The organism is Arcicella sp. BE140, assembly GCF_031456255.1.
In the GTDB taxonomy this organism is placed as follows: domain Bacteria; phylum Bacteroidota; class Bacteroidia; order Cytophagales; family Spirosomataceae; genus Arcicella; species Arcicella aquatica.
The window spans coordinates 1-16988 of sequence record NZ_JAVDUE010000015.1; the positions used below are offsets into that span (position 1 = coordinate 1).

At 35.8% G+C, this 16988-nt stretch carries 11 protein-coding genes; 10 read left to right on the forward strand and 1 reads right to left on the reverse strand.

The features are described from left to right. Window positions 1-226: 226 nt before the first annotated feature. Window positions 227-1402 (reverse strand): hypothetical protein, encoded by a 1176-nt coding sequence (locus J2Y60_RS18620; RefSeq protein WP_309922334.1) that lies wholly within the window; start codon window positions 1400-1402, stop codon window positions 227-229. A 217-nt stretch (window positions 1403-1619) separates the two neighbouring features. On the opposite strand from J2Y60_RS18620, the gene J2Y60_RS18625 reads away from it, so the two are divergent. From J2Y60_RS18625 to J2Y60_RS18670, 10 genes are all read left to right on the forward strand, one after another. Continuing rightward, window positions 1620-2915, forward strand: coding sequence for a hypothetical protein (locus tag J2Y60_RS18625; RefSeq protein ID WP_309922336.1), 1296 nt, complete (start codon window positions 1620-1622; stop codon window positions 2913-2915). Further along, a complete protein-coding gene (locus J2Y60_RS18630) occupies window positions 2899-4683 on the forward strand; it encodes a tetratricopeptide repeat protein (RefSeq protein WP_309922341.1) in 1785 nt (594 codons plus the stop codon). The genes J2Y60_RS18625 and J2Y60_RS18630 overlap by 17 nt, the downstream gene beginning before the upstream one ends. Window positions 4684-4776: 93 nt before the next feature. Continuing rightward, window positions 4777-6267: a cysteine--tRNA ligase gene (gene cysS, locus J2Y60_RS18635; RefSeq protein ID WP_309922342.1), complete on the forward strand. Its 1491-nt coding sequence runs from the start codon at window positions 4777-4779 to the stop codon at window positions 6265-6267. A gap of 38 nt (window positions 6268-6305) precedes the next feature. Next, complete coding sequence (locus tag J2Y60_RS18640; RefSeq protein ID WP_309922345.1) at window positions 6306-7094, forward strand: rhomboid family intramembrane serine protease; 789 nt, start codon at window positions 6306-6308, stop codon at window positions 7092-7094. Between the two features lie 86 nt (window positions 7095-7180). Beyond that, on the forward strand, window positions 7181-8092 hold the full coding sequence (locus tag J2Y60_RS18645) for a rhomboid family intramembrane serine protease (RefSeq protein ID WP_309922348.1): 912 nt from the start codon (window positions 7181-7183) through the stop codon (window positions 8090-8092). Window positions 8093-8291: 199 nt separating this feature from the next. Further along, window positions 8292-10253 (forward strand): 1-deoxy-D-xylulose-5-phosphate synthase, encoded by a 1962-nt coding sequence (gene dxs / locus J2Y60_RS18650; protein WP_309922352.1) that lies wholly within the window; start codon window positions 8292-8294, stop codon window positions 10251-10253. Between the two features lie 76 nt (window positions 10254-10329). After that, a complete protein-coding gene (locus tag J2Y60_RS18655) occupies window positions 10330-10725 on the forward strand; it encodes a hypothetical protein (protein WP_309922355.1) in 396 nt (131 codons plus the stop codon). A gap of 160 nt (window positions 10726-10885) precedes the next feature. Continuing rightward, a complete protein-coding gene (locus J2Y60_RS18660) occupies window positions 10886-15217 on the forward strand; it encodes a CusA/CzcA family heavy metal efflux RND transporter (protein WP_309922358.1) in 4332 nt (1443 codons plus the stop codon). After that, the gene (locus J2Y60_RS18665) at window positions 15210-16373 is read left to right on the forward strand and encodes an efflux RND transporter periplasmic adaptor subunit (RefSeq protein ID WP_309922361.1); all 1164 of its coding nucleotides are present in this window, start codon (window positions 15210-15212) and stop codon (window positions 16371-16373) included. The genes J2Y60_RS18660 and J2Y60_RS18665 overlap by 8 nt, the downstream gene beginning before the upstream one ends. Before the next feature lie 162 nt (window positions 16374-16535). Continuing rightward, entirely contained in the window at window positions 16536-16982 is a 447-nt protein-coding gene (locus J2Y60_RS18670) for a Rieske 2Fe-2S domain-containing protein (RefSeq protein ID WP_309922363.1), read from the forward strand. Window positions 16983-16988: the final 6 nt, after the last annotated feature.

Below are 16988 nucleotides of genomic sequence, written 5' to 3' on the forward strand. Positions count from 1 at the left end.
GTGATTTAGTGATTTAGTGATTTAGTGATTTAGTGATTTAGTGATTTAGTGATTTAGTGATTTAGTGATTTAGTGATTTAGTGATTTAGTGATTTGAAAGCCCATTCATGCTAAATGAGTTCCCCAAAAATCATTTTATTTTAACTTTTTCGAAAAAAATCACTCAATCACTCAATCACAACTAAAATAAATCACTAAATCACAACTCACTCATTCACAATTAAATCTACCCCACTCTCGGGCAACGTTTAAATTCTTTTGTTCTGTCAAACAGGTAACGATAAGTAATGTATTCTTTATCTCTGGTTGTTCCTAGTTGCGAAACAAAACGATTCATTTTAGGATTAAAATCTCCTACCCAATTCATATCAATCGTTTCATACTGATAATGCGGGTTATCTCTACCAGCCTGACGGAAACGCAAAGCAATTGCCGACTCAACTCCTTTACCTTGATAGTCGGGTACTACGCCAAAAATTACGCCACATGTACGGGTAATCACACCACGCATTAGTAAAAGCATAAACTTTGCTTTTTCCCATACACCAAACTTTCCATTAAGATGTTTTACAATTTGGTTAATATCTGGAATCACAATAAAGAAAGCAATTGGGCGTTCGCCAGCATAAGCAAACCACGTTAGCTCCTCGTCGATGATAGGCTTCATTTGTTTTACAAGGTTGCTCGCTTGCTCTTCCGTCATGGCTTTTACACCCGGGAATTTTGCCCAGCCTTCATTAAAGATTGTCCTGAAATCTTCTCCGTATTTTGCTAATTTACTCTTTTCGATATGACGGAAAGTATAATCAGGGTTCTCATAAATACGCCTAGCTTTTTCCTCTACCGTTGGAGCAACCGTAGCCGCACGAATTGGCGTAACATACACATATTGTTGGAAATAGTCTTTAAAACCATATTTCTCAAAAAACTGAATATAATAAGCCTTCGTCCAAGGCATTTTATAAGTAGGCTCAAATTGCCAGCCCTTGGTCATCAATCCCCAAAAAGAATCTCTTTCTCCAAAATTAATTGGTCCGTCCATTGCCTCCATGCCTTTGCCAGCTAACCAATTTTTACACGTATCAAACAACAAAAAAGCGGCAGATTCATCCTCAATACATTCAAAAAATCCCATCCCTCCTGTCGGTTGCTCTTCTTTGTTCGCAGTTTCCTGATTAATAAAAGCGGCTACTCTACCGATAGTTTTACCTGAGGCATCCTGCAAAATCCATCTGATGGCTTCACCATGCTTAAAATATTTATTTTTCTCAGGATTAAAGGTATTCTCAATATCTTGGTCGAGCGGACGAATCCAATTTTTATCATACTGATACAAGCGAACGGGTAATAAAAGAAATTCTTGTTGGAGATGTTTATGATTAGCTACTTCTAAAATGGTCATTGTTGTTCGGTTGAATTATTTTTTTTCAAAGATAGAGGATTTTGTTATGAGATTTGCGTTATAAAATAAGACGCTATTCGCTTTCAAAAATATTAAGTGGCAAATTGGAATTACTACATTAATATTTTTAACCTACAGCAGTTTTTGAGCAAGACTTTTATTGATATTGAACTCTTGATGAAATTCTTTACTTTTACAACAAAAAACATCATTCCTAATGTCAAAATTTAATTATCCTGTTAATGACCCTTTCGAGGCGAGAGCTGTAACTGAGCCTACTTTTGAAGAAGATATTTTTGCTAGTAATTTGTATGTTAATCTTGATACAGTACGTGGCAATGAATACCTTAACGATATTAAGTTTGATTTAGGAATTGGTGAAGATGGCTCCTTTCATTTGACAAAAGAATATGTTAAACTGATTTTTTCTGGTCATATTGGTTCTGGAAAAACCATTGAACTCAAACGTCTGCACCAAGAACTGAATCAAACAAGTCAATATTTTTCAGTCTTTATCAGTATTGAAGAAGAATTAGAAATTTCGAGGTTTGAACCTGAAGACTTTTATGTTTTGCTTATCACAAAATTAATTACCCAACTTCAAGAAAATGGAATTAGTAGAAATACTGAATCGCTCAAAGAGTTAGCCAAAATGTTTTTCAGTGATACAGAAGTAAAAAAAGAAATTAGCGAAAGTATCAAAGATGAAATTGGCGTAAATATAGAAGCCAATATCGGCTTTCTTAATTTTTTTAAACTTGGAGGTTCATTAAAAAATCTTTTGGCAGGAGAGACTAAAACAGCTAAGGTAGTTCGTGAAGTAACTCGTAAAAACTTATTGCATCTGACTCAGTTACTTAACGATTATCTTTCAGATATTAGAGCTGATATACAAAGGGAAGGCTTGGGACAAGATATTCTATTTATTATAGATGGCTCTGAAAAAATCATGTTTGAGAAATACGAAACTCTTTTTGTAAAAGATGCCAATGTACTAATAGGTATCAATGCAAATATGATTATGAGTGTACGAATAGATGCTTTCTATCAAATTGAAAAATCACCTGTTCGCTTTACAAGTCAATATGTAGTCCCAATGATTCGTACAACCAATTCTCAAAATTGTGATTCACTTTGTGAAATCATTACGAAACGTATTGATTTTGATACTTTTTTTGAAGATAGAGATGCACTTAGTCGATGTATTCACTATTCAGGAGGATGTATTAGGCAGTTGTTTAGAATAGTAAATGTTGCTATTCGTAAAACTAGAGGAAAGAAAAAAATCGATGTGACCATTGTAGAGGAAGTTGTTGATGAAATAGGAAATACTATGCGTGAGAGTATTAATAAGAGCTATATTGAAATATTAAAAAAAGGAGACTTTGAACCTGCTGAAGCTAAAGTCAAAGAAATGTTATACGGATTACTTTTACTTAAATACAATGGTATAAAGTCAATTAAAATAAATCCTATCCTTGAAAAATACCTGAGAAATGCCAACGAACTTTGAGCTTGAAAAAGCCTACAACGAAAATCTACTTGATGAAATACAGTTTACATTACAAGACCGCAAAGAACCGACTATTGTAATGATAAGCGTACCAGACTATGTTTTACAAGCAAGGATTTCATCAAGTATCAAAGAAAGACTTTCTCAATACCAATTTTATGATATAGACCTTACTCCCTTTCAAGTTATCTCCTTGCATCAGACACTTCAAGAGAAATTACCAAAATCTATTATAGAATCTGAAAGAATTACTTACTGTGTCAATGTTTTTGGTTTAGAAAATAGCCGATTAAGCTCTGAGGATGGACAAATTGTGGATTCAGGTATGATTGCCCAATTGAATTTTGAAAGAGAAATTATTTTTAGAAAGCCCAATTACATCACTATACTCTGGGGCGACCACGATTTTTTTATTCAAGTCCAACGCAAAGCTCCAGACCTTTGGAGTTGGGTGACTAATTTTTTTGTGTTTAAACAAGATGAAATTCATCAAGAAAAAGAACTTAGTCCTGCACCCAGTGATATTCCTGCTAAACTACCTATCCGTGAAGAATATATCAAAAGTTTAAAAGATAAATTAGAGCACTTACCTCTTAATGACTCTGATAAAGGAAGAGCCATGCTAGAAAGACTGAATCTTTATAGTCTTTTAGCGGATGAATATGCTAAATACTTTGACTATCTAAATGCTAAAAAATATTATGACAATGCTATTGGAGTTGCAGAGAAATTAAAAATTACTGGGTACATTTTAAACAAACTACTATATCAGTATGCTACTTTGAATTTAGATTTTCGACGATATTTAAAAGCTCTAAAACTTTATAATCAAGTTTTCGCTAAAGATTTTTTAGAAAATAATTGGAATAATCTAAAAAGCACTTATCATCAAATTGGAAGAGTTTATGAAGAACAAAGAATTTGGGATAAAGCTTTAGAGAATTATCAAAAGGCTATTCACTGGAAAGAAAAAACTGGACAGGCATATCAATTAGGAAGTACTTATCATCAAATTGGAATGGTATATGAACAGCAAAGAATTTGGGATAAAGCTTTAGAGAATTACCAAAAGGCTATTCATTGGGAAGAAAAAACTGGGCAAGAATATCGATTAGGAAGTACTTACCATCAAATAGGACGAGTTTATGAAGAGCAAAGAAATTGGAACAAAGCGTTAGAGAGTTACCAAAATGCTATTCAATGGAAAGAAAAAACTGGACAACAACATCAATTAGGAGGCACTTATAATCATATTGGAAAAGTATATCAAGAGCAAAAAAATTGGTATAAAGCTTTAGAAAATTATCAAAAGGCTATTTACTGGATAGAAAAAACTGGACAACAACATCAATTAGGAAGTACTTATCACCAGATAGGAATGGTCTATCAAGAACAAAGGGTTTGGGATAAAGCTTTAGAAAATTACAAAAAGGCTATTGATTGGAATCAAAAAACTGCACAAGAACATCAATTAGCAAATACTTATCATCAAATAGGGCGGGTTTATCAACTACAAAGTAATTTGGACAAAGCTTTAAATAATTATCAAAAAAGTATTGATTGGAATAAAAAAACTGGACAGAAGCATGAGCTAGGCGTTACTTATTTTCTGATAGGGATAATTTATGAGGAACAGGAAAATAATATAATTGCTTTAGAAAACTTTGAAAAGGCATTAATGTTAATGCCTGAACATTTTAAAGAAAGAAAAGAAATCATAAAAGAATCTATTCAAAGAGTCAAAAGTAAGTTATCAGAGAAGCCTTAATGCTTTTTGAACTCAAAAGCCTCACAATCCATTATACTTTTATTAGTTTTGTAAAGTTTTAAGAAAATAATCACAGTAATACATTCTGAATTAATGCAACCCCTAAAGATATACAATACCCTCAGCAGAGAAAAAGAACTTTTTACGCCCATCAACGCTCCACATGTGGGAATGTATGTTTGTGGACCAACTGTATATAATTACGTTCACCTTGGAAATGTCCGTACGTTCTTAACTTTCGATATTCTCAATCGTTATCTAACTCATATTGGCTATAAAGTGCGTTATGTAAGAAACATTACGGACGTTGGTCACTTAGTGGGCGATGGTGACGAAGGTGAAGACAAAATTGGTAAAATGGCGAAGCTCGAAAAGCTTGAACCTATGGAAATTGTACAACGCTATACCAACGATTTCCATAAGGTATTGCTACAATTCAACTTATTACCGCCTAGTATCGAGCCATCTGCCACAGGGCATATCGTAGAACAAATAGAAACTACTAAATCTTTAATCGACAAAGGTTTGGCTTATGAATCGCAAGGTTCAGTATATTTTGATATTGCTCGCTATAATGCTGAAGGTGGAAATTACGGGAAACTTTCGGGAAGGGTTTTAGATGATTTATTAACGGAAACGCGTGATTTAGATGGCGTTGGAGAAAAGCGTAATCCACTGGATTTTGCCCTTTGGAAAAAAGCAGCACCAGAGCATTTAATGCGTTGGACTTCTCCTTGGGGTGATGGTTTTCCAGGGTGGCACTTGGAATGTACTTGCATGAGTACTAAATATTTAGGCGATACGTTCGACATTCATGGGGGCGGAATGGATTTAAAATTCCCACACCACGAATGTGAAATTGCCCAAGCCAAAGGAGTTAATGGCGTTGAACCTGTTCGCTATTGGATGCACGCTAATATGCTTACGGTGAACGGACAAAAAATGTCTAAATCACTTGGCAATTCGTTTTTACCTAGTGAATTGATTACAGGCTCGCATCCATTATTAGACCAAGCCTATAGCCCAATGACCGTCCGTTTCTTCATGTTGCAGTCGCAATATAGAAGCACGCTTGATTTTTCAAACGAAGCCCTAAAGGCTGCTCAGAAAGGCTACAAGCGTTTAATTAATGGTTTAAGAATTATAAAAAATATCGAATATTTAGCTGATGATTTAATCGCAGTTGATGAAAAACACGTATTAGAAGTAGAGAAAGGTATTCAAGCTTGTTACGATGGTTTGAATGACGATTTAAATACAGCAGTTGCCATTGCAGGTTTATTTAATTTGGTAAAGAAAATAAACCAAATTTATATGGGTCAACTACAAACGGCACAGCTAGGAGAACAAGTTTTTACATCCTTAAAAGAAAGTTTTATCGCCATTATTGAAAATGTATTGGGTCTTATTGAAGAGCCTAACGAAAACATAGAGGCTTTTGCCAAAGGAATGCTTTCGTTATATCGTGAATACAAAGAGGCTAAACAATACGATAAGGTAGATGAAATAAGAGGTTACTTTAAAGCAAATGGGCTCGTTATCAAGGATATGAAAACTAAAATTGATTGGGCATACGAAGAATAGTCGTAAACTTAATTTCGCTTAATCTATAAATAATAAAAATGAGAACTCCGGGTTTAACGCCTATTGTTAGGGCATTGATGGCTATCAATATCATCGTATTTGGTGTTGAATATTTTGGTCATAAAGAGATGATTGTGTCGGTAATGGGGCTTCATTACTTTACTTCTGAGAAATTTTTACCCTTTCAGTTTTTAACATCTATTTTTGTTCATGCCGACCTGCGACATCTTTTCAACAATATGCTCGGATTGTTTTTCTTAGGGCCAATGTTGGAAATGTATTGGGGAGAAAAACGTTTTTTAACGTTCTTTTTAATAACAGGAATGGGGTCTGGCTTGTTATATATGGGATTGAAATATTATGATTATTCAACACTTGAAGCAGCCACAAGGGCATACATCGAACATCCAGACTTAAATCAGTTCAGTAAATTTTTGTATCAGTATTTTCCAGACGGAATACCTCATAATGCTTATGTACTAATTGAAGGGAATCCAAACAATATTACCGTACAGAATTCTGTTCTAATTGCACAAGAATGTTTGAGATCTGTGTTGGATACTCCACTAATCGGAGCCTCTGGAGCAGTGTTTGGAGTGATGGCTGGCTTTGCTTTGCTTTTCCCTAATACAGAACTTATGCTTTTTTTACTTCCAATCCCAATAAAAGCAAAATATTTTGTAGCTTTATATGGACTATACGAGCTATATGCGGGGCTTAATAAAATGCCCGGTGATAATGTGGCACATTTTGCCCACATTGGTGGAATGGTTTTTGCTTTTATACTTATTAAAATCTGGGGGAAAAATAGAAATTCTTTCTATTAAACGCACTAACATTTTGTTTTTCAATATGTTATATTGAAACATTGATAATTTTTGAGTAATATTAAAGTTTATAAAGGAATATAAAAATGAGTGGGATTTTAGATGACTTTAAAGATGCTTTTTCCAAGCGAAATAATGGTTTAATCCAGCTGATATGGCTGAATGTAGCTGTATATGTGGTGATGTTGCTGGTATTGATAAGTCTTACAATTTTCTTCAAAAAAGCTGAATTGTTCGACAATGCTTTGTCATACCTAAGCCTCACGCCGTCGTTAGGTACTTTTTTGTACCGCCCGTGGACGATTCTGACTTACTCATTTTTCCATTCTGTCAATCCCATTGCCCATCTATTACCTAATATGCTAATGCTCTATTGGTTTGGAGCAATCATTCAGGAGTTTTTGGGTAGCCGCAGGCTAATCAATCTATACATTCTGGGGGCAATCTTCGGAGGTATTTTTGCATTACTTACGTTCAACTTTATTTCTTATTACCAAACAGGCATCAATACTACTATCATTGGGGCTTCTGGTAGTGTAATGGCAATTATGTTTGCCGCAGCTACTCTTGCACCCGATTATACATTCTTCTTGTTTTTAATTGGCCCTGTTAAAATAAAGTATATTGCCTTCTTCTTCTTTTTGATTTCATTGGCAGGTGCTATTGGCATCAACGCTGGCGGAGGTATTGTGCATTTGGGCGGAGCTTTGTTAGGTTATTTATATGTAAAACAATTGCAGGCAGGCAACGATTGGGGAACACCTATAGATGCCACGGTAGATTTTTTCAAAAGAATTGTGAATCGTACCGAAAAACCTAAAATCAAAGTGGCTTATCGCCAAAAAGAAACATCTTATAATAGCTCAAGTGTAGGTGTGGGCGTGGGCTATCCAGATGAAGACGAGGTAGATGCTATCCTAGATAAAATCTCACGTTCTGGCTACGAAAGTCTGACAAAAGAAGAAAAACAAAAGCTTTTTAAAGCTTCACAGAAGTAAAATTATAACCATTTTCATCAAAAAGGTCAAGTAGAAAATCTGCTTGACTTTTTTAATTAACACTAAGCTTAAAATATTTCCGTAAATTTGTTAGCTTGTTTCTAAGTTTCACCTTAGATTCTTTCTATATTTAACTTTCAGTCAAACATTTTAAGGATAAACAGGGTTATCTACTTACAATTTTCACTCGAAAAAACCCATGCAAATTATACCCGGAAAAATATTAGCCCAGATTAACACTCCCGAAGATTTGAGGAGGCGTAATCGCTCAGAATTGTTGCAAATTTGTGACGAACTACGTCAGTACATTATTGATGATGTATCGGTGTATGGTGGACATTTTGGGGCTTCACTTGGTGTGGTTGAGTTATCAGTAGCACTTCACTATGTCTTTAATACTCCTAACGACCAGTTAATATGGGATGTAGGACATCAGGCTTATGGGCATAAAATTCTGACGGGTCGTAGAGATAATTTTCATACCAATCGCCTATATGGTGGCATTTCGGGTTTTCCGAAACGCAAAGAAAGCAAATATGATGCTTTTGGTGTAGGGCATTCTTCTACTTCTATTTCGGCAGCCTTGGGGATGTCTGTAGCCTCTAATTATAAAGGAGAAACAGACCGCCAGCACATTGCCGTAATTGGTGATGGTTCAATGACAGGAGGAATGGCTTTTGAAGCGATGAACCATGCGGGAGATATTCCAAATAATATGATTATCATTCTGAATGATAATTGCATGGCTATTGACCCTAACGTGGGGGCTTTAAAAGAATATTTAACAGACATTACTACTTCGCATACTTATAACAGAGTAAAAGATGAAGTATGGAACCTGTTAGGCAAGATGTCAAAATTTGGCAAATCTGCTCAGGATATTGTTTCTAAAATAGAAAATGGACTGAAAGCTACTTTGCTGAAACAAAGCAATTTATTTGAATCTTTGAATTTACGATATTTCGGTCCTATTGATGGGCATGATGTAGAATATATGGTAACGGTGTTGAATGATTTGAAAAACATTCCCGGCCCTAAAATTTTACATTGTATTACCACAAAAGGCAAAGGTTATGCCTTGGCTGAAAAAGACCAAACCCTATGGCATGCCCCTGGGAAGTTTGATAAGATTACTGGAGAAATCAAAAAGAAGTATTATTCTACGCCACAGCCTCCAAAATATCAAGATGTTTTTGGGCATACGCTTGTAGAATTAGCAGAGAAAAATCCGAAAATTATGGGTGTAACACCTGCAATGCCTTCGGGAAGTTCGCTGAATTTGATGATGAAAGTAATGCCAAACCGTGCTTTTGATGTAGGAATTGCCGAACAACATGCCGTTACTTTCTCGGCAGGGATGGCATCTCAAGGGCTCACGGTTTTCTGCAATATCTATTCAACGTTTATGCAACGTGCTTATGACCAAGTGATTCACGACGTGGCTATTCAGGAACTACCCGTTATTTTCTGTTTAGACCGTGCAGGTTTTGCGGGTGCCGATGGCCCTACGCATCATGGTGCTTATGATATTGCCTATATGCGTTGTATTCCGAACATGATAGTGTTTGCTCCGATGAATGAAAAGGAATTGAGAGACATCATGTTTACCGTTGCAGATGATGAATTCAAACAATTGAAAAGCTGTATATCTATTCGCTACCCACGTGGCGAAGGCGTTATGCCAGCATGGAAAACTGAATTTGAAAAAATTGAAATCGGTAAAGGACGCAAAATTAAAGATGGAGAAAAGGTGGCGATTCTTACGCTAGGTCATATTGGTAATTATGCTGTACAAGCTTGTGAAGTATTAGAAAAAGAAGGACTCAATCCAGCACATTATGATATGCGTTTTGTAAAACCTCTGGATGAAGAGATGCTCCACGAGATTTTCCAACATTTCGACAAAGTAATCACTGTTGAAGATGGTTGTATTCAAGGGGGCTTTGGTACAGCAGTTGCTGAATTTATGTTGGATAATAACTATTCAGCACAAATTAAGCGATTGGGTATTCCAGACAGAGTAGTTGAGCATGGTGAACAAATAGAGTTGCATCATGAATGTGGCTTTGACCCTGATGGAATTGCTGAAGCTGTTAGAAGTATTCTTGGTACAGAAAAGAACTACCAGAAAACAGATAATATTAAGGTAATTTTAAATTAGAACATTAAAAGAATAAACCAAAGGCGAATTAATTGTTCGCCTTTTTTATTTTCGCATTATTGACTACATTTGCTCAATGAAACAATTTACAGCCATATTGCTAAGTTTTATCATCTTTGTTGGGAGTTTGTTCCCCAAAGCTGATGCTTTGCAGTTAGCCAAAGTTGGAGAATTAGTAAAACATTACAATCAACACAAAAACAGTTGGAATGAAAATATTAGCTTTCTAGAGTTTTTGGCAATGCACTATTCTGCTACGTCTAAACACTTCAAAACAGCAAAACATTCTCATTCAAATTTACCAAACCTGAATTCACATAATACTACAACGCTATGTGAACCTACGTTTGATAAAAAAATTGTCCTCCCCTTTGTTGCTATCTTCAAAGTTTTTTCTGAACCAAATTTCGTTTGGAAAAATTTCTATCGTTTCTCTATAGTGCAGACACTATTCAACCCTCCTCGATTCTAATTTCCTTAAGCAAAAATCTGCTTTGCTATTTCTTATCTTTCTTTCATCACGAAGTTTCCTTCGTGAAAATACCTTTATTTACAATAATGAGCTTTTCCCTTGACGGGATTACAAATTTTGATGTCTTAAAATTTGGGCTCTTCTTCTTGAAATACATACAATGATAGATTCAATCATTCGATTCAGCATATACAATAAGCTGACAATCGGCTTATTGGTATTGGCATTGGTGACGTGGGGTGGGATTTCCTTAACCCAGTTGACCATTGATGCCCTACCAGATATTACTTCAAATCAGGTACAAGTAATTACTCAATCGCCCGCTTTACCCGCATCTGAAGTAGAAAAATTCATTACTTATCCACTAGAAATCTCGTTAAGAACGGTTCCGAATACCAAAGAAATTCGTTCTATATCAAGAATGGGCTTATCGGTCATCACAGTCGTTTTTGATGATGATGTGCCTACTGAAAAAGCCAGACAACAAGTTTCAGAAAAACTCAGAGAAGCCGAACCAAATTTAATTCCTGGGGCTGGTCGCCCAGAGATGGCTCCTATTACCACAGGGCTTGGCGAATTTTATCAATACACCTTAGTGGTTGACCCCCAATTTAAAGATAAGTATTCGTTAGCCGACTTACGAACGCTTCAAGATTGGGTAGTTAAAAGACAGCTATTGGGCATAAAAGGAGTAGTTGAGGTAAGTTCTTTCGGCGGACATTTAAAGCAATACGAAGTCGCCATTAATCCAGAAAGGCTACGAGCAATGAACCTCAGCATTGCAGAAGTATTTCAGGCCTTACAAGATAACAATGCTAACTCGGGCGGTAGTTATATCGAAAAAGGGACAGATGCCTACTTTATCCGTTCGGAAGGTAGGGTAAATAGTTTGCAAGACATTGAAAATGTCGTTGTTACTACTCGTGCAGGTATTCCGGTACTCATTAGCGACGTTGCCAAAGTACAGTTCGGTCATGCTGTTCGTTATGGAGCGATGACTCGTAATGGCGAAGGCGAAGCGGTTGGAGCCGTTGTCCTATTACTAAAAGGAGAATCTGCTGAAAAAGTGGTTGTTAGTGTTAAAAAACGAGTTGAAGAAATTCAAAAGTCTTTACCAGAAGGCGTAAAAGTAGTATCATTTATTGATAGAAGTAAGCTTATCGACAAGTCTATTGGTACTGTACAGAAAAATTTGATTGAAGGAGGTTTAATTGTAGTATTCATTTTGGTTTTACTCTTGGGCAACCTTAGGGCAGGGTTAGTGGTAGCATCGGTAATTCCTCTCTGCTTATTATTTTCTTTTGCACTCATGAACCTATTTGGCGTTTCAGCCAATTTGATGTCACTTGGTGCTATTGACTTTGGGTTGATTGTAGATGGGGCAGTTATCATTGTAGAAGCCGTTGTACATAGATTACATACACGCACAATTCCAGACAATCATAATGGAGAAGCATACGTACTTACTCAGAACGAGATGAATGAGTCAGTGTATGACTCAGCAGTAACCATCCGAAAATCGGCTGCCTTTGGTGAAATCATCATCTTGATTGTTTATTTTCCAATTCTTGCTCTCACGGGTATTGAAGGTAAAATGTTTAGACCAATGGCCGAAACTGTAAGTTTTGCTATTGTCGGAGCATTGATTTTATCGTTGACGTATGTGCCTATGATGTCGTCATTGTGTTTAAGCAAAAAGATTGACCATTCTGAAACGATTGCTGACAAAATTATCAACTTTTTGTACAGATTCTATCAACCAATCATCACTTGGTCATTAAACAAGAAAACGATTATTTTAAGTACTTCGCTGGCATTTTTTGTAGCAAGTTTATTCCTATTTGGTACTTTGGGAGGTGAATTTATTCCAGAATTAAACGAAGGTGATTTTGCGGTAGAAACAATACTGCATAGCAATGCTTCCTTAACACAGAGTGTGAATTCGAATACCGAAGCACAAAAACTTTTACTTCGTGAATTTCCCGACGAAATCGAGCAAGTAGTATCCAGAATTGGGTCATCCGAAATTCCTACAGATCCAATGGGTATTAATGCCTGCGACTTAATTATCGATTTGAAAGACGCTAAAGTGTGGAAAAAAGCAGAAACCATGGAAGAGCTTGCTCAGAAAATGGATGATGCTTTGAAAGATATTCCGGGTGTAACTTTTGAATTCACACAACCCATCCAAATGCGTTTCAATGAATTGATTGCAGGAACAAAATCGGATGTGGCGATTAAAGTTTTTGGAGAAGACCTTGATGTTTTGTTCCAGAAAGCACAGGAAATTGCCCAAAAGATACATCAAGTACAAGGTATTGCAGATTTAAAGGTACAACAAATAGATGGCGTACCACAGATGGTAGTGACTTACGACCGCCAGAAAATTGCCCAATATGGTTTAAAAATCAGCAACCTGAATACATTGCTGAAATCAGCTTTTGCTGGTGAAGAAGCAGGTGTTGTTTATGAAGGTGAAAAACGCTTTAGCTTAGTTATCCGTTTGGATTCATCATACCGTAAAGACATCCAAAATATCAGAGATTTATATTTGGATTTACCCAACGGCGGAAAAGTTCCATTTGCGGAAGTAGCCAAAATTGATTATGAAGATGCCCCCTCTGAAATTACCAGAGATAATGCACGTCGTAGAATTTCAATAGGGATTAACGTTCGTAACCGTGATGTAGAAAGTTTGGTGAAAGAGGTGCAAAGCATTATAGACAAAAAAGTAAAACTGCCCGTTGGATATACTATAGAATATGGAGGTGCTTTCGAAAACCTACAAGCAGCTAAAAGTCGCCTGTTTATAGCTGTGCCTGTGGCCCTTTTCTTGATTTTTGCACTTTTATACTTCACTTTCAATTCTTTTGTAGAAGCCCTGATTGTATTTGTAGCCATTCCACTTTCAGCAATTGGTGGTATTTTATCACTTTGGCTTCGTGATATGCCTTTCTCGGTTTCAGCGGGCATTGGTTTTATTGCACTTTTTGGGGTAGCAGTTTTAAACGGTATCGTACTGATTTCATACTTCAAAATCCTTGAAAAAGAAGGCATAAAAAACATTAATGACCGAATTTTAGAAGGTACTAAAACACGTTTCAGACCCGTAATGATGACGGCGGCTGTGGCTTCTATGGGCTTTTTACCAATGGCGCTGAGCCATTCGCCCGGTGCGGAAGTACAAAGACCTTTGGCAACCGTAGTAATTGGTGGGTTGATTACAGCCACTATCCTGACTTTGGTAGTACTCCCTGTTATTTATAGTCTGGTTTTTAATAGAATACCTAAAACACCCAAAGGTATAGCCACTGTTATTGTGCTATTATTGATAAGTACTACCACTTTTGCACAAAACAATACACCACAGACATTACAAATGTGTATTGATAAGGCTATTCAGCAGAACCAAAACTTAAAGATTTCTACCTTAGAAATCAAAGGAAATCAGACATTGGTAAAAACTGCTCGGGAATTGCCTAAAACAAGTTTTGACGCGCAGTACGGTCGTACACAAGTGTTTGATGGCAATGATGTCACCTTTTCAGTAGGGCAAGCTTTCGCTTTGCCGAGTTTATATAAAGCCCAAGAAAACCTGTTAAAAGGTAATGTTTTAACGGCTGAAAAGCGTGCTAGATTAACTAAAACACAATTGATTGGTGAGGTTAAAAGCATCTACTTTCAGATTCTATATACTAATCAATTCATCAAATTGCTTCAGCAACAAGACAGCCTTTATCAAAGTGCATTCAAAGCAGCCTCTGTACGGTATAAAACTGGTGAAACGGATTTGTTAGAGAAAGTATCTTCAGAAACACGATTAAGAGAAATACAAAATCGTATTGAGCAAGTAAAAGCTGATGAGCAAAATCTGTATCAAAGCCTACAATTTTTGATGAATACTCGTGAAAACTTCGTGATTGATTATAGCATTGATACGCAAAAAACCCTCTTATTGAGCGATGCTCAGTTAGCCTCGAATCCTTTCTTGGAAATCATCAAACAGCAAAGCGAGGTAAGCAAATTACAAACCAATTTGGAACAACAACGGTTGAAGCCAGATGTAAGAGTGGCATTGACCAACCAAAGTATTGAAAAACATTTCAATCAAAATTATGTACAAGTGGGCATCAATGTACCGATATTCACGAAGGCTCAGCAAGCAAGAATCAGTGCTTCTAAAATCAATGAAGAGGTAATCAATCAGCAATATCAGTATGCTGAAAATCAACTACAAAGTCAGCTAAATTCCTTAAAAATTCAGTTCGAAAAAGCTGATAAGTCTTTGAATTATTACAAAAATTCAGCGATTCCACAAGCCGATTTAATAGCCAAAACGGCCGCTAAAAGCTATCAGACTGGTGAGATAGAATATGTAGAATTTGTGCAGAATATCACACAAGCTTGGCAAATCAAAGAAAAGCATCTAGCTGAATTGCAAAATTTCAACCAAATTATTATCAACATCGAAACATTAATCGGAAATGAATAATTCTCAAAAATATTATATCAATACACTTCAAAAGTGTGTTGTGATTGCCTTTATTTTTTTAATAAATGTATCTTGTTCTAAACCAAAAGAAGAAGAACAGGAGAATAGTGATAAAAAAACTGACATCTTAACATTATCTGCTGAACAGGTAAAAAATGCTCATTTAGTATTGGGGGCTTTTGATAAAACCACTATTTCAGATGAAATAAAAGCCAATGGTATAGTAGATGTCCCACCCATGAATATGGCATCGGTAAGTATTCCTATTAGTGGTTATGTAAAAAGCACCAATACTCTTCCGGGATCTCCTATTAAAAAAGGAGGAGTTTTAGCCACTATTTACAGCATGGATTATATCCAATTGCAACAAGATTATTTACAGGCTGTAAGTCGCCTAAAATTCTTGGAACAAGAATTAGAACGCCAGAATGTACTAAGTAAAGAAGATATAGGTGCTAAAAAGAAATTGCAACAAGCTGATTCAGAGGTATCTTCTATGAAAGCCCAGACCAAAGCTTTAGCGTTAAAACTTGAATTGATAGGTTGTTCGATAGAAAAACTAAAAAAAGGTCAACTTTCGTCTTCTATCAATATTACTTCACCCATCGAAGGTTATATCAAAACAGCCAATGTATCTATTGGTAAAAACGTTGCTCCTACTGATGTATTATTTGAAATCGTAGGAAATACGCATAAGCACATAGAACTAAAAGTTTTTGAAAATGACATCAATAAAATAAAAATAGGACAAAAAATAGTAGTCGAGCATCCTACTTTCTCTGAAAAACCTATGATGGCTACTGTATTTCTGGTAGGTAAGAACGTAGAAGCCGACAGCAAAACCATTAATATTCACGGGCATATTGATGATGAAATAATGGAAAGCAAACTTACTGTGGGGCAATATGTAAATACTAAAATTTTTACAGGAAAGCGAATGGTGAATACATTACCCGAAACTGCCGTTGTAATACATAATAATGGTGGCTTTATTTTTATACAAACCAAAGAAAATACTTTTCAACAAATTCCTGTCAAAATTGGGACTACTGAAAAAGGCAATATTGAAGTGTTTACTGAAAAAAATATTGATAATCAGCAAATTGTAAAACAAGGTGCTTCTATTTTACAAGCTATGTTAGCTAGTTCGGAATAAAGTAAAAATTAATTAATTCTATTGGACGCAACCATTTAGAACTAAGTCCTGTATATCTCAATATATGATAAAAATCATATAAACATTCTTATTAAGATTATATACTTAAAAGATTCTAATCGTTGTACCAAAGTGAACTTTTTCAATTAATTATTACAAATTATGAATACTATAGAAGAAAAAATGAATCGCCTTACTTTTCTAAAACAATTAGGTTTAACAGGAGCAAGCTTAATGGCTGTGTATTGTGGTGTAACAATGACTTCGTGTACTAATGAAGGAGATATAGCAGGGCCACTACCTACTGGCGGTATAACCTTTGATTTATCGGCAACTGCTAATGCAGCCTTACTAACAAAGGGAGGATACGTTGTGGATAGAACCAATAATATCGTTGTGGCTTATACTAATGTAGGTACTTACGTTGCTGTAACCCTTATTTGTAGTCATGAAGGACAAAAGAAAATCACCTATGCAACTGATAAATTCTACTGTACTGAACACGGAGCAACTTTCGATAACAGCGGCAAAGGCACAAATAGCAATGGAAGTGGTGGCTTAAGAACTTATACTGTTACGCAAAGCGGGACAATTTTAACGGTAAGCTAGACCCTA

Excerpts from the sequence above, each read along its gene's own strand:
- J2Y60_RS18665 (WP_309922361.1), top strand. The coding sequence starts at position 15,210 with ATGAATAATTCTCAAAAATATTATATCAATACACTTCAAAAGTGTGTT.
- dxs (WP_309922352.1), top strand. The coding sequence starts at position 8,292 with ATGCAAATTATACCCGGAAAAATATTAGCCCAGATTAACACTCCCGAA.
- J2Y60_RS18645 (WP_309922348.1), top strand. The coding sequence starts at position 7,181 with ATGAGTGGGATTTTAGATGACTTTAAAGATGCTTTTTCCAAGCGAAAT.
- J2Y60_RS18620 (WP_309922334.1), bottom strand. The coding sequence starts at position 1,402 with ATGACCATTTTAGAAGTAGCTAATCATAAACATCTCCAACAAGAATTT.
- J2Y60_RS18630 (WP_309922341.1), top strand. The coding sequence starts at position 2,899 with ATGCCAACGAACTTTGAGCTTGAAAAAGCCTACAACGAAAATCTACTT.
- J2Y60_RS18655 (WP_309922355.1), top strand. The coding sequence starts at position 10,330 with ATGAAACAATTTACAGCCATATTGCTAAGTTTTATCATCTTTGTTGGG.
- cysS (WP_309922342.1), top strand. The coding sequence starts at position 4,777 with ATGCAACCCCTAAAGATATACAATACCCTCAGCAGAGAAAAAGAACTT.
- J2Y60_RS18660 (WP_309922358.1), top strand. The coding sequence starts at position 10,886 with ATGATAGATTCAATCATTCGATTCAGCATATACAATAAGCTGACAATC.
- J2Y60_RS18640 (WP_309922345.1), top strand. The coding sequence starts at position 6,306 with ATGAGAACTCCGGGTTTAACGCCTATTGTTAGGGCATTGATGGCTATC.
- J2Y60_RS18670 (WP_309922363.1), top strand. The coding sequence starts at position 16,536 with ATGAATACTATAGAAGAAAAAATGAATCGCCTTACTTTTCTAAAACAA.
- J2Y60_RS18625 (WP_309922336.1), top strand. The coding sequence starts at position 1,620 with ATGTCAAAATTTAATTATCCTGTTAATGACCCTTTCGAGGCGAGAGCT.